The organism is Chryseobacterium sp. FP211-J200, from assembly GCF_001643375.1.
GTDB classification, from domain to species: Bacteria; Bacteroidota; Bacteroidia; order Flavobacteriales; family Weeksellaceae; genus Epilithonimonas; species Epilithonimonas ginsengisoli.
This window is the reverse complement of the sequence record NZ_LSHB01000016.1, coordinates 68,393-81,496: the sequence shown is the minus strand read 5'-3', so window position 1 is coordinate 81,496 and position 13,104 is coordinate 68,393. Positions and strand designations below refer to the sequence as shown.

Here is a 13,104-nt window from a genome sequence, read left to right as displayed (position 1 = left end):
TTTTATTTTTTTACTTTTAAAAAACTTGCATTGATTGCAACTACAACTGTGCTAACCGTCATTAAAACCGCACCTGCGGCTGGGCTTAACAATATGCCTTGCTTGTACAAAACACCTGCTGCCAAAGGCAATGAGATTACATTGTAACCCGTAGCCCAAATTAAATTCTGTATCATTTTACGATAGGTGGCTTTGCCAAATAAAATAAGATTTACAACATCCTTAGGGTTACTGTTTACTAAAACAATACCTGCGGTTTCGGCTGCAATATCACTACCGCTTCCAACTGCAATACCAACATCTGCAATTGCCAATGCTGGTGCATCGTTTACGCCATCACCTGTCATAGCTACGAATTCGCCATTGCTTTGCAGGTCTTTTATCTTTTCTAATTTTTGATGTGGTAATACTTCGGCAATAAAACTATCCATGCCCAACGTATCGCTTACACTTTTTGCTACCTTGTTATTATCACCGGTAAGTAAAATAGATTTGATATTATTTTCTTTCAAGGTCTTTATTGCTTCGGCAGCTTCAGGTCGAATTTCATCTGACAAAGCAATATAACCTGCCAACTCATTATTTACGATTACAAACACAACCGTTTCTGTGTCGTTGGCATTAAAGCCTTCGGGAATTGCTAAATTATTTTCTTTTAAATATCCCGGACTGACTATCAATATTTTTTCGCCTTCAACCATTGCTTCAACTCCTTTGCCTGTTATGGCATTAAAGTTTTCCGTTTCAGGAATGGTGATCGATAGGGCTTTTGCTTTTTGCAAAATGCCTGTTGCAATAGGATGTTCTGATTTTTGTTCTAATGCAGACGCAAGACGAATGATTTCATTTTCATTGAACTCTTTTTGCAGCGATACAATTTTTGACACTTCAAATCTTCCAACAGTTAATGTTCCTGTCTTGTCAAAAACGATAGTGGTTATTTTTCTTGAATTTTCAAACGCTGTACGATTTTTAATAAGTAAACCATTCTTAGCTGATAATGCTGTTGATTTTGCAACAACCAATGGTACTGCCAAACCCAAAGCATGAGGGCAGCAAATAACAATTACGGTTACCATTCTTTCCATTGCAAAGGCCAATGATTGGCCTGTGAGATACCAATATAAAAATGTGGCCACGCCTGTAACCAATGCAATGATGGTTAACCACCTTGCCGCTTTGTCTGCCAGTAGCTGCGTTTGTGATTTAGATTTTTGTGCATCATCAACCAACTTTATAACCTGCGATAAATAAGAGTCTTTTGCAGCATGAGAAACGGTAACCTTTATTGAGCCATTACCGTTGATCGCACCTGCAATTACTTTATCGCCTTTTACTTTTTGTACAGGTTTGCTCTCGCCTGTAAGCATACTTTCATTCAGATAACTTTCGCCTTCTAATATTATTCCATCTGCTGCTACTTTTTCACCCGGCTTTACTAAAATAATATCATTCTTTTTTAATGTGTCGGTCTTCACATCATGCACCATGTTTGGCATTACCATGTGTGCATCGGCTGGCATTAACTGCACCAATAATTCTAATTCTTTTGAAGCTCCTGCAACGGATTTCATTTCTATCCAATGCCCCAAAAGCATGATGAGGATTAGAGTTGCCAATTCCCAAAAAAAATCCATGCCCTGCAAACCAAATACAATTGCCACACTGTAGGTGTAGGCAACGGTAATTGCGAAACCAATTAAAAACATCATGCCAGGATTCTTTGCTTTTACTTCGTCAACTAATCCTTTTAAGAACGGAAATCCTCCATACAAAAATACCACTGTTGATAATGCAAACAGGATGTATTGCGAACCTCCAAATTGCCAATTAACACCTATCCAATGCTGTATCATTTCTGATAAAAGCATAATCGGGATAGTAAGTATTAGTACTATATAAAATCGCTTTTTAAAATCTGCAATCATCATGGCATGATGATTATGACCTGCCATCCCCATTGATGGGTTTGCTCCATGATTCATATTGCTCATGTCATGCCCTGCGTGGTCTTCTTTTTTTACTTCATGTTGATGTTCCATATAAATAATTTTATTTGCAACAATCTTTTTTGCGAATATAGATTGCTTTAAAAGTGCTGATTAATATTTTTTTGATTTTGTGCATTGCTTTCAATTTTCTGTTGAAAGGCTGTCTGCTTTTTTGTTCATCCAATTCATTAACAAACTTTTTTGCTCTTTTGAGAGCTGTGCATTTCTGTGCATTATTTTATAAGAACCTAAAGGCATTTCTTCGTCTTTAATTTGGTTTGCTATTGCTCTCAATTTACTTATTTGCCTTCGACTACTAAAACTGCCAAACTCACTAAAGTTTAATTGTTCCTTGCCGTTATCAATATGCTTTTTCATCAGCCACGCCATTGGTTGAATGTTGGAATACCAAACATTATTGGTATTGTTGCTATGACAATCGTAACAGGCATTTTGTAAGATGTTTTGCACATTTGGCGGAACGGTATAAACTTTCGAAAAATCGGCCGTGTAAACCTGCCCCTTATCTACATTAAGGGCAGGCTGATAAAACTGAATTGCAATAAAAATAAACAGCAGTATTGCCAATATTATCTTTAATACTTTCTTCATTTTAGAACTCTTTTTTTACAGAGCCACAGCTAAGCATCTTACTACCATAGTAGGGGTTTTTGATAGCTTTGGCTTCGCTAATCCAAACCGCACCTTTACTGTCATTGTACATCGGACAATAATCCTGATATAATTTTTGAGTAGTTCCAAACAGTGTAATAAGGTCGGAAACGTCTTTACTTAATGATGCTAAATGCTCTCTTTGATGGTCTATTTTGCCAGCATTGTCGCCAATGTGTTCTGCATTTTCCTTAGCATTTTCGAAAATATCCATAAACTCTTTATGCTTTTTGGCGGGTACGTTTTTCATATCCACCTTGCTTAAAGTGGCAAAAAGTTGTTTTCCTGCATTAGCAGCTGCTTTGTCATTGTCAGCAACGAGTGCATTTTTTAAAGCCAGATAATCCTTTACAATGGGTTCAATAGAGAAATTTTGTGCTTGCTCTTTTTTAGCAGATTTTTCCACCTTTTGAGATACTGTATCCCTTGAAGTAACGATAGCTGCTGTGTCACTTTGTGCTGATGATGACAAATCTTGAGTTTCAAGTACCGCTGTACTATTATTAGCTTGCTCGTTGTTTTTTTTTGAAGACTGATTGCACGAAACTGTTATTGTTGCAACCGTTGCCATTGCGATGATGGAGAAAAATATATTTTTCATTTTAATGCTATTTAATGTTATTAAAGAAATTTTTGTTGTTTACTTGTTTTCAAATTCTTTCAGCTTTCGCTTCATAAATTCGATTTCCTTTGCTTGTGTTTCCAGTATGTTCTTTTGTAGCTCAATTAATTCGGGGTCGGTAAGCTTTGCTTTTTCAGACATTAATAATGCGGCTGCGTGATGCGGTATCATCCCTTTTACAAATTCCTTATCGCCCACATTTATTTGCTCCCGAATACCAAACCAAGAAAAGATGCCAATCGCAAAGGAAACCGTTATGATTGCCCAGTTGATTTTTTTGTTTTCATACATTCCTTTCATTATCAATAGTTCTATGATCAACATTGCAGAAATCATCAGCAATGTCATATATAAATTATTGATGTTCAGGATAAGGTTCTGTAAGCCGTCAATCATAGCATACATAATGAAGTACATAGCTATGAACATAGCAACAGCCATTACAGTAAAGCGTTTGTACATTGCTAAAGAATGATTAGTATTATGCTTTTCATTCTTATGATTGTGTTGTATTTCGTGTTGGTTTTCCATACTTTCCATAACAATTGCGTTTTATTTGTTATTAATAGTTTCCTGTACGCTTCCGCAAGTAAGCATTTTGGAGCCGTAATACGGATTTTTAATTGCTTCTTCTTTGCTTAGCCAATTTGCTCCTTTACCATTATTGTACATTGGGCAATGCTGATAATAAACAGGTGTTTCTTGTTTTGAAACTTTGGCTAATTCGTACATATTATTAGCCAGTAAAGCGAAAATTTCTCTTTGTTTGGTAACATCTTTTGCTACTGCAATTTTTTCTGAATTAGCAGTTAAATCTTTCATTACTTTCATCCAAACGGTATGTTCTTCGTTGGAAAGTTTTGTCATTTCTACTGCTTTAATTGCTTTTATCAGTTCAGAAGCTTTTGCGGATGAAGTACCTGCGTCGGTTTTCACCAAAGCATCTTTCACAGAAAAATAATTATCGAAAACTGCTTTCAGTTGTGGTGCATTTTGGGTAGTTGTCATTTCTTTTGAGTTGTGGTTACCGTGTTCTGCTTTCATATCCATATTTGCAACTTCAACTTTTGCAACTGGTTTTAATTCTCTGTTGTATTGGCAGCATCCGGATAGTTTAGCATATACATCATCTGGAGCTAAAAATTTCTCGCTGTCGTACCCTGCTAAAGCAATACGTTTCAGTATTTCATCCTGGCTTGTTTTTTTATCATCGTATTTAAGTGTAGCCATTTTGGTGTCTTTATTCCATTCTACTGTGGCTACATTTTTTACGTTTCCTGCTTTTTCAATTGTGGTTTTACACATATCACAGTTACCATATATTTTTACGGTTTCTGTTTTTGCATTTTTGATTTGTGCAAAACTGTTTACTGCTGATAGTAATACGGTGATTACCATCAATATTTTTGATATTGACTTCATTTTGAAAATTTTAAAATTAATAAGATATATAAAAGGATTGCGAAAACCGGATTTAGTTCTCGACAAGACGTAACTGTGGCTAACAAGCCATAGTTTTATCCTATTTTAGGCGGTTGCCAAAAAGAATGGTAACCCGAAGAATAATAGGTTTGTTTGAAACCGAATTTTTGCGTTTTAATTTCTGCAAAGTGGTTTTCTGTTTTTATATCTACCAGTATAGGTAAACTTAATGAAGATGAAGAAGTGCTACATTTGCAAGAACTGTGTTTACACTTACCGTTGCAGTCGTGACCATCGTTGCACTTAGTACAGGACTGATTCTTACATCTGCTTTTATGTTCTGATTTTGAATATTGATCTTTAGAGCAACTTTTCTGTTCTGTATTAGCTGTTTTTTTTGCACAAGCATAGCTTAAGCTGGGAATTAGAAAAAAGCCCAAACATAGTAAGATAATAAAGCTGATATGTTTACTAAAAGTTTTCAACACAACAAAATTATGAAATTATTTCTTTTTGATAGTTATAATATGATTATTTTATTTAAGTAAATGCAATAAGAGAGCTAGATTTGTTATCATTGGCAAAGTATGATGGTAATTATTTGATAATTCTTAATAAAATAGAATTTAATATAGCACCTACACTAGCATCTTTAAAAATAAAACCCTGTAAATCAGTAATTTACAGGGTTTTAAGTGGAGTTGGAGGGACTATGTTTATTATTTGAAAATCAATTCATTAGGCAGCATTTGTTGTAATTTTTGTAGTAAATGAATTTCTTTTTAAAATCACCAAAATTCCTTTTAAGATTGTAATTTTAGTCATTAACAAAATAAAAGTTGTTTTTTGATGTACATTTTCTGCATTAGCTACATTATCTAATTTTCTGCCATTACTTTGTCTTTCTCAGTCTTAAATTCTTCTTGTGTGAGAATTCCTGAATCCAATAATTCCTTGAGTTTTTTTAATTTGTCATATTTATCGGTCGTCGACATTTTAACAGTGTCGTTTGTGGGAATCGTTTTTCTAAATTCCTCAGGCAATTCAAGTTCTCCCGTTCTTATCGCATTTTCAACATCAACTTCATATGCAATAATGTTTTTTAATACCACATAATAATTAAATCCCCTCTTTTTAGAGCCTCTTTCTTCTACTTTTTTGATGACGTATTTGAATCCAGAATTGTTTCTTGGAAGTGAATTAGCCTGGTTTGCTAAACCTTGGTAGCCAGTAGTCGAGGTATAATTAAAAAGTGATGCTGAATTTGTTCTTATGTACTTAAAATCCCCGTCCGGCATCGTACCAACACCTATTTTAACTTCTAGTTTTGGATACAATTTATAGCCAGATGTGGTGTATAATGTATCATTTTCGATTCTAGGCAGCGACTGTGCAAATGATAATGATGAAATAATGATTAACAGTAGTAATAAATTTTTCATTTTGGTTATTTTATTTCAAAGTAATAGATTTTATTCCAATATTTTTTACGGTTTCCCGTATAATTATTTTTTTTAATATTTTATATTGTAACTGCTTTGAAATTAGATTATTGAAGGATTTGAATTTGTACAAAACTCCATTGGGGAGATCAGAAATTTGCCGATATAGTCCGGAAGTAAGCAATGCTTTTATGCGAATAGGTTCCGCCACCTTTTCCTTTTTTTGATTTTATAATATGGTTTTTAACCGTATTTAAAATTTCTTTTGCGCAATCAATTGAAAGTGCATACTCAATCAAATGTTTTCTGCCAAATACCCGCTTCCATAAAATTGTGGAAACGCTCAAAATCTTGATTTTCGATAAATCCATACTTTTCGATTCGATTCTAATGTTTGCTCGCCAAAATTGTTGAGCAATTCACGGACGAGATTTCGTCCACGCTTAAATTCAAGGATTAACCATCGTGCGAATTCAATCGCTAAATCTTCATGCATCCAAGTGCCTGGATTATTTCCTCCTTTTGTAACCTTCACTAAATCAGTCAAAGTGCTTTTTCTCACTTTGCTTAACTCTTTTATAAATTGTTGAGATTGTTGGTTTTGTAAATAATCTACCGGCCTCTTTCCAAATGGCTTGGCCATTTCGGTAGCGTTAACATAAACTGTTTCACTTTCTTTTCTGAGCTGCGACTAACATTATTTCTATCAGCTTTTTAGCATTGTCAAATAGATTCCTCAATTTTGAGAGTCCTGAATTATATCAATTAAGATTTGTAATTTTAAATGTCATTTTTAGAAGTGCTTTTTCGCACTACTGAACATTAAATATAAATTATGATTACGAGAGAAGAATATTTGCAAGCCTTGGAAATTGTTAAACTATACAGAAAACAATGTCTGGAAGATATTGGTTTGTCGGATGATCTACTTAAAGGTATTGATCCTGATTCTTTATTTAGAGAAGTATCATCCAGAAAACTGTATCAAGCTTTGAAACATAGAGAGTTCTTTTCTTTGTCGGACGATTACACAGTTAGCGAAGTAGCTTCATTGGTTAATGATTATGGCATTAAGGAAATTCGGAAAAATAGAGGTTTTGGAGGTAAGTTAGGATTAGAATTGCAGTCTATTATTTCAGGAATGCAGCCTATTTGATTAATATATTTTTTCAAAATTTAAATAAATTTATCGGCAGATTTCCCCGATATTTTAATAAATGGGTTGGTGACTTTGAAGGAAACAAAACACCATATTTTATTTCAGAGAATAAAAAGTTCGTAAAATAGTATACTTTTGTCAAAACAAAAAGTCATAGTATGAAAGTAAAAGTTGTTTATTCGAGTTCTGCATCTGGAGTTGAAAATAAAATTAATGATTTTCTAAAAAGTCAAAAGCTTGAAATTATTGATATTAAATGGTCTATGTCGGAAAGTAAATATTCTGCGATGATTATGTATAAATAGTTTCAATGCATACAAGGGAATACGAAGAATACGAAAGATTAACAAAAGGCTTGGAGTTTGAATTCCGAGCTTTAACTTTTGATTTCCTACAACACTGTGAAAATATTATTGAAGGCTCAGAATACACCGATCTGCGTTATTTCTGCTTTCATTTCTACAATGATTCCCATCTTCAAAGTGAGTACGAAAGATTCGTTTCTTTCATTGAAAACCTATTCACGGAAATAGATAAAAAACTCTATCCGGATCTCAATAACGGTCTTTCTAATCTTCTAATCTACTTACGAGAACCAAAAGCAAAAGCCGACGATTTGGAATATAAAAACGCCAATATTAAATACTGGCGTGATATGGTTTTAGTTGATGAAGTATTGAGATGTAATACAACGTTTGGAAAATATTTACTCAACAATCACTAATGCTTCTTCGTGGAAGTCGCCAGATTTTAAGTCGGGTCCAACGAACCACACACAGAAGCGATAAAGGGGTCCAACTTTACTTAATCCGTTTACGGTCATAATGTAGTTACTATCAATATCAGATTTAAGTCTAACTAGGTCTCCAATTTTAATTTTCATTTTGTATTGTTTTAAAGTTGTTTCAAATATACGTCAAGTTTTGACGTTATATGGTTTCAAATTTGCAGGACTATTATCATAAATATTATTAATTAATATAACTCATTGTTGCAGATGTCAAAAATCTTTTTATATTTGCCCCAAAATAGCTATAAACCACCTTACTATGAAATGTTTAAAACAAATTAATTCTGGCAAAAAACCTTTGGCGTCAAGGCCTATAAGGAAGGGATGGACTACATTAGATAAAGCTAATGAAATTAGATTGTCTGATGTAAAAAGAATGATTATTTATACTCCAAATACTGGTAAGTCAAAACAAATTAGTGTTAGTTGGTAAAGCTATGAGTTCATTCTACGAATTTTATAATACAAGATATTGTCCGGCAAAAGTAGCCGGACATTTTATTAAGGATGAATACCACTTTTACTTTAAATCTACAAAATCTAAGTTACGATACTGTGTTGAGGGGATTTATCATGAAGAAAATTTTTTTGCTCTAAAATATTACTGTAAAACTCACAAACTTTCTAAAAATAGATATAGTATTCATACTAATACTTTTGAGGCAAACAAAATTATTGATTCTTGCCTACAAGCTATTCCTTTACTAATTGATATTTATCCAGATTGCTCTTTTGTTGCAGTGGGTGCAAGATCTATTAAAAGTGAAAGTGCAGAACCTGCTCAGAACAATAGAAGATACAAGATATATTGTCAAAAATTAATGAATTTTTTTGGCTCTAATAGTGATTACGTAATGATAATGTTACCTGATATTAGTGGAATGGCTCTCGTTTATGTTAAGGATCTCGAATTTAGTAGTCTTCGTACGAGAAGAAGGGCAATAAGACAGAGAATAGCGAAGATCAAAAAAGTTGTACATGATTGCTATGAGGATATACAAATTCTCGAAATTTAATAGATTAAACCAGCCTCCTACTTTTATTTATTAATGTGTTTGAAATTCCTGAAATAAAAAACCTCCCATTTCTGAGAGGTTTTATTTATTCTTTTCCTATTCTCATTTTTAAATTTTGCCCATTCCTCTTAAAATTCCTTTGTCTTTCATGCCCCAATAAATAAGCTCTAGATATTTATTATATCTTGTATTTATTTCAATTTGAGTAAGTTGTGTTAAGCTATTTCTAAGGACTAGGTTTGAATCTGAATGAACCTTCATTGCTTCACCTTGCATAATCCGTATAGCATTCATTTGACCTGCCAGTACGGATGCTGTTTCTTCTGTGATACCTTTGATGGCGCCAGTTAAATTGCTTGATGGATTATTTAATTCTCCGAAAATGTCTGAGTAGGCCTGAATGAATTGTTGCCCATTTGCCGCGGCTGCTTCATACAGTGCTTTGATTTCAGCAATCTCAGCAGGAGTAAGTCCATCGAAACTTCCTTCTCCGTTTTGATTAAAACCTGCGGACGATAGCATTTTTTTTAAAACTCCATCCATTTGGGATTCTAAAACTTTATTCAGTTGATTCCGGAGCATATTTTTAACAAGGTCATTAAAGGCATCGTTAATTGCATTTATCCCATCTTCTCCTTTGCCGAAAGCTTCCAGAAGGGCATCACCTAGTTGCGCGGCGGCGTCCGGAATATCGGTTTGTAGGACATCATTAATTATCCCTTCTTTTATTTCTTGAATCTTTCTGGCGTTATCCGCAAGCTGATTGTTCCATTCGTTTATCTTGTCCTGGTCCGACTTCTTCTTGTTACTTTCAGCTTTTTTCATTTCTTCAATCGCTTGTTGTTGCGCTTGGATATTTTTAATAAGATCACGCTGTCCTTCATATTTCATCGCACCATACGCTCGTTCCGCTGCAAACTCTAAGTCTTTATACTGCTCTTTTAAATTTTCAACTTCATCAGCCAGCCCTTTAATCATTTTCTCTCTTTTCTTATCGCCAGAAAAAAGCGAAAACAAACTAATTATAGCCTTAACAGCCATCATAACAATTTGAAGTATGGCAAGGACAACAGAGGCTATTTCTGCTGCTTTTATTCCATCTGAAGTAGCTTGGACGACTACTTCAATTTGTTGGACCATAACCATAGCGCCAGTTGCTATAGTTGAAATTGTATCAATAACTTCAGAACCGGTTTCTCCAATTATATCTTTGAATGGTTCTAGCGCATTAGTTGCATTTTTAATTTTACCGGCAACAGTTGTAATTTTACCAGATATGGCATCCCAACCTTCTGATTCTTCTACCGTTTCACCCAACTCACCAGAAAATTCTTCCAGATTCTTTCTGGCCATACTTAGCATTCCAGTAAATGGATTTAAGGTAAGTAGTTGCTGACGTGCTTGACGAAGGTTTCTCTTAACGGCTTCAAAATCCATTGGTGTCATTTTAGCCGCTAATTCTGGAGCTTTCTCATCGAGGATTCTTAGAAGATTTTCTATTTGATTTGCAGTGAGCGTATCTAAATTTTCATTCAATGTTTGCCAAATGCCAGAGGTTTGTAGTTCTTCAAGGGCAGCAGCGGAAGTAGCACTGTTTTGTTCTTTTGTAACTTTTGAAGTTAATTCCGCTTTTTTCTCCGGAGTTAGATTTTCATCCTCAAGTATCTGAATTCTTTGATCAGAAGCTATTTTCGCAATTTCATTTCTTTTATCTTCAAAGGACTGATGTTCAATCAAAAGATTTTGATATTGACGCTTTTGCTCATTAATTTCGTTTCGCTTCGAATCTTCTAATGATGCAAATTTCCCATTGCCTTTATCATCCGGATTAAGTTTATCTTGTTCGTTCTGAAGAAAAATTAACCTTTCCGATGCTGTTGATAAGTTTGAAAGAGAAAACTCAATATCACTATTAAACTTATCCAATGCTGACTGTTTACCCAGCATAGAATCGATGGCCTGAGTTGCCTGTGTATAAACTTCTTTTTCCTCAGATGTCAGTTTGCCTTTTTTAGATTTTTCGCTGAGACGCTGCTGTAAATTTACCAACTGGTCAAATTGAGACTGACCTTCTTTCAAAAGATCACCGTAAATATTATCAGCAATATTTTTTCCTAAAGATTCAACAGTAGAGTAGTATTGTTCCCAAAGCTTATTACTTTGGTCAAGTTGTTCCTGAATAGAAAGTATTTGGATTTTCTTTTCAGCTTCCGCAAGTTCGGTAGCGGCGGCAATCCTTTTGTTTTTTAATTCAGCAATTTGTTTGTCGCCGGTGGCTTTAGACAGGGCTTTATCGATATCTGCGATTCTTTTCTGAATTTCTCCAACAGAACCTGCTGGAAAGAATTCGTCAACTTTTTCTTTTTTCGTTTTACCTGGCTTCTTTGGATTAATCAGATTTTGATAATTCTCAATTTGCTTTTTATAGGAATTCCATTCTTTTGAGCCAACTACAGCTTTGCTTTTTAATTCTTCAAGTCGTGAAATCTCAGATTTATACCAAGCTTCAGAACCTTTGGACGGTGGAGCGGCAGCAATCTTGATTTTCGCTTTTTCCAATTCCTCAGCCGCCTTCTGAGTAGTTTTTACACTATTTTTGATATTCTTGTCAGCGGTTTTTAAATATTCGTCATTTGAATTTTTAGAAACACCTCCGATGCCAAAATAGTCACGTCCGAAATCATCCATAGCTTTATTGATTCCTCCGAAAGTTTGACCGTTGTATTTTGATTCGTTAGAATCTACTTCATCTTTGTTCTCTAAGTATTTTTTATAATTCTCTTGAGCTATCTGCATTTCTGCCGCCGCTCTTGCACGGAGCATCATCGCGTTTAAAAAAGATTCAGTTTGCTTTACTAATACGTTTTCAGCATCTGAGACGTTTTCCACCTCAGTACCGAGCTTCTGAAACTCTTCCTTATTATCTTTGATGAATTGTTCTTTCTTTTTCAGGTCGTTACCGAGAAGATTCCATTGGTATTGAAGTTTTTTATAGCTGGACACGGATTCTGCCGCGCCGTCTGCTGTCGCTTTTGCAAGTGCTGCCTCATTATCCTTAGCATCTTTGGTATTTTTAGAGAACAGGACCAAGGCTCCTATAACAGTCAGTAATGCTGTCGCCAAAAGAACATAGGGATTAGCTTTGGCAACTGCATTAAACACTCTTTGCGCTACCGTAGCGGCAATAGTGTTGGTGGTGGCTAGTCTTTCAGCTCTGGCTCTTGCCATAGCCTGCAAGGCCATCACAGATTGAATTATTCCGGATTCTCTTTGGAGTGAATTCTGAATTTGCTGAACACCAATTGCTATCGACATTGTGGATTGAAGTTTGACCATAATTTGATCAAGTCTTTCGTTGTCACCGGCTGCCATTGCTGCAAATCCCTGAAACGTTGCCATTGCTCCTGATGCCAATCCCAGAGTTTGCACAAGCGCATTAAGACCCGTATTGCCCCCGAGAGAATTCATTGTTGAATTTACTTCATCAATTGCATTTTGATAATCATCGGCTTTGTTTGATAATTCATCGTATTGTACAGAATCGCGTTTGCCGGCTGCCGCCAGCTCCTGCATTTCATTTTTGACTGCAGTTAGTTTTTGGCGAAGAGATTCGTGTGTTTCCTGGTTGGATTTGACATAAGATTCAAGTTCGATTAAGGCTTTTTTCTCAACTTCAATCTCTTTTGCGATCTCCGCAGCATCACCCATAAGATTAAGCTTTGCTTGTCCGGGTGCAATTTTGTCAATTGTTTTTTGAAGTTCTTTGTATTGATTTTCAAGCTCAAGAATAACTTCTTTCTGGATCTTGATATTTTCTTTTGTGGCACCAAAGGCATCATCAGCCTTCTGACCATATTGGTCCAAAAATTTGTTTAGTTTTTCTATGGAAATACTTGTTCCTTTCAAAAATTCAATTAATTCCTTTGAATCAACTGTGTATTTATATCCAATTTCTCCCCCGTTCATAATAGTTTTTTTTATGGTTTTTTA

Annotated in this window: 12 protein-coding genes and 1 pseudogene; 4 read left to right on the top strand and 9 right to left on the bottom strand. The window is 34.8% G+C overall.

Annotated elements, in window-relative coordinates; translation table 11 throughout:
• Positions 1 to 2 precede the first annotated feature (2 nt).
• From AXA65_RS06590 to AXA65_RS06550, 8 genes and pseudogenes are all read right to left on the bottom strand, one after another.
• Positions 3 to 2,042, bottom strand: a complete 2,040-nt coding sequence (locus AXA65_RS06590; protein ID WP_063969328.1) for a copper-translocating P-type ATPase — start codon at positions 2,040 to 2,042, stop codon at positions 3 to 5.
• A 90-nt stretch (positions 2,043 to 2,132) separates the two neighbouring features.
• Positions 2,133 to 2,603, bottom strand: a complete 471-nt coding sequence (locus AXA65_RS06585) for a heme-binding domain-containing protein (protein WP_063969327.1) — start codon at positions 2,601 to 2,603, stop codon at positions 2,133 to 2,135.
• 1 nt (position 2,604) lies between these two features.
• Positions 2,605 to 3,264 carry a DUF3347 domain-containing protein gene (locus AXA65_RS06580; protein ID WP_063969326.1) on the bottom strand — a complete coding sequence of 220 codons (660 nt, stop codon included), beginning with the start codon at positions 3,262 to 3,264 and terminating at the stop codon, positions 2,605 to 2,607.
• Between the two features lie 39 nt (positions 3,265 to 3,303).
• Positions 3,304 to 3,825, bottom strand: coding sequence for a DUF305 domain-containing protein (locus AXA65_RS06575; protein WP_063969325.1), 522 nt, complete (start codon positions 3,823 to 3,825; stop codon positions 3,304 to 3,306).
• A gap of 12 nt (positions 3,826 to 3,837) precedes the next feature.
• Positions 3,838 to 4,707 carry a DUF3347 domain-containing protein gene (locus tag AXA65_RS06570; RefSeq protein WP_056028928.1) on the bottom strand — a complete coding sequence of 290 codons (870 nt, stop codon included), beginning with the start codon at positions 4,705 to 4,707 and terminating at the stop codon, positions 3,838 to 3,840.
• A 226-nt stretch (positions 4,708 to 4,933) separates the two neighbouring features.
• Entirely contained in the window at positions 4,934 to 5,110 is a 177-nt protein-coding gene (locus AXA65_RS06565; RefSeq protein ID WP_157844499.1) for a hypothetical protein, read from the bottom strand.
• Between the two features lie 475 nt (positions 5,111 to 5,585).
• Entirely contained in the window at positions 5,586 to 6,149 is a 564-nt protein-coding gene (locus AXA65_RS06560; protein ID WP_063969324.1) for an SHOCT domain-containing protein, read from the bottom strand.
• Positions 6,150 to 6,492: 343 nt separating this feature from the next.
• Positions 6,493 to 6,807, bottom strand: a pseudogene (locus AXA65_RS06550) (KilA-N domain-containing protein); the annotation flags it as partial.
• A 177-nt stretch (positions 6,808 to 6,984) separates the two neighbouring features.
• Here AXA65_RS06550 and AXA65_RS06545 point away from each other — a divergent pair.
• From AXA65_RS06545 to AXA65_RS06535, 4 genes are all read left to right on the top strand, one after another.
• Positions 6,985 to 7,305, top strand: coding sequence for a hypothetical protein (locus AXA65_RS06545; RefSeq protein WP_063969321.1), 321 nt, complete (start codon positions 6,985 to 6,987; stop codon positions 7,303 to 7,305).
• A gap of 161 nt (positions 7,306 to 7,466) precedes the next feature.
• Positions 7,467 to 7,613: a hypothetical protein gene (locus tag AXA65_RS19840; RefSeq protein WP_165596569.1), complete on the top strand. Its 147-nt coding sequence runs from the start codon at positions 7,467 to 7,469 to the stop codon at positions 7,611 to 7,613.
• A 5-nt stretch (positions 7,614 to 7,618) separates the two neighbouring features.
• Positions 7,619 to 8,032, top strand: coding sequence for a hypothetical protein (locus tag AXA65_RS06540; RefSeq protein ID WP_063969320.1), 414 nt, complete (start codon positions 7,619 to 7,621; stop codon positions 8,030 to 8,032).
• A 503-nt stretch (positions 8,033 to 8,535) separates the two neighbouring features.
• Positions 8,536 to 9,114, top strand: coding sequence for a hypothetical protein (locus AXA65_RS06535; RefSeq protein ID WP_131797780.1), 579 nt, complete (start codon positions 8,536 to 8,538; stop codon positions 9,112 to 9,114).
• A gap of 108 nt (positions 9,115 to 9,222) precedes the next feature.
• Here the strand turns inward: AXA65_RS06535 and AXA65_RS06530 are convergent, their stop codons facing one another.
• The gene (locus AXA65_RS06530) at positions 9,223 to 13,080 is read right to left on the bottom strand and encodes a hypothetical protein (RefSeq protein WP_063969318.1); all 3,858 of its coding nucleotides are present in this window, start codon (positions 13,078 to 13,080) and stop codon (positions 9,223 to 9,225) included.
• Positions 13,081 to 13,104 lie beyond the last annotated feature (24 nt).